The organism is Streptomyces ipomoeae 91-03 (genome assembly GCF_000317595.1).
GTDB classification, from domain to species: Bacteria; Actinomycetota; Actinomycetes; order Streptomycetales; family Streptomycetaceae; genus Streptomyces; species Streptomyces ipomoeae.
On sequence record NZ_AEJC01000045.1, the window covers coordinates 1 to 1050 of the forward strand.

Annotated in this window: 1 protein-coding gene; it reads right to left on the reverse strand. The window is 72.0% G+C overall.

Annotated elements, in window-relative coordinates:
- Window positions 1-49: 49 nt before the first annotated feature.
- Window positions 50-1050: hypothetical protein (locus tag STRIP9103_RS51125; protein ID WP_009296459.1), on the reverse strand; the 1001-nt coding region annotated here is incomplete at its 5' end.

The following is a 1050-nucleotide window of genomic DNA, read 5'->3' on the forward strand; positions in this document are numbered from 1 at the left end:
CACCCTGTCTCCCCAGTACCGCTCGGGGAGCGTGCGGCCACCCCGTCGCTCATATCCCGTCGCTGGACCTGAGGTTCTCCAGCGTCGAGTTGGTGTCGGTCTTGAGCCACTCCACGACGTCGTCCACCTCCGGCAGGGTCACGTCGTCGTACGAGGAGGCGTAGCCGCTCCAGCTCATCTCGTACGTCATCCAGCCGTCGCGCACGGCGAGCGTGGCCGCGCGGCTGCCGCTGGTGTCGTCGCCGGAGGTGGTGTCCTCGGTGACGACATAGGCCTCGTCACCGAAGCCGCTGACCTTCTCCACGTCGTAGTCGTCGTAGCGCTGGTCGTACTCGGACCACAGGGCCGTGAACTCGGGCCCGGGGTCGGTCTTCTTGTGGAGGTCGACCTGGACCGAGAAATAGGCGTCGGAGAGGGTGGAGGCCGACGATTTCTTCAGGGAGATGCTGCAGTAGCTCTGGTCGAGGGCCTCGTGCTCCAGGGCGTGGTCGACGGGGGAGTCGTCCTCCTCCGGGTACTCGTCCTTGAAGGACGAATAGTCCACCGAGGAGCAGAGTTCGCTCTTGGCCTGGTAGCCGCGCAGGTCGGCCTCGGTGTCGTCCCGGCCCAGGAGGAAGACGCCGCCGGCCCAGGCGGCGGAGGCGAGGGCGGCGCCCAGCACGACCCACAGCACAGCGCGTCCGGCGCCACTCGTCGCGGGCGGGGCCACGGGGTAGCCGCCGCCGGGTGGCTGGCCGTAGGGGTGCTGCTGTGTCGGTATCGGGGCGGCCGGGGGGCCGTAACCGGCGGGCGGCTGCGGGTTGGGGTAGGGGTAGGCGCCCGGCGCCGGCTGAGGCTGGACCGCAGACGGGAGTTGCGGCTGGGCCTGGGCCTGGCCGGGCTGAGGCGGTACGGCCGACGGGTATTGCGGCTGCGCCGGCGGCTGGGCATGGACCGGTGACGGCAGGGCGGGCTGTGTCGGCGTCGGGGCCGGCGGCTGGGCATGGCTCTCGGCGCCGGGCTGTCCGGGCGGCCCGGGCGGGGTCGCGGAGGGCTGGTCCTGCGGCTGGG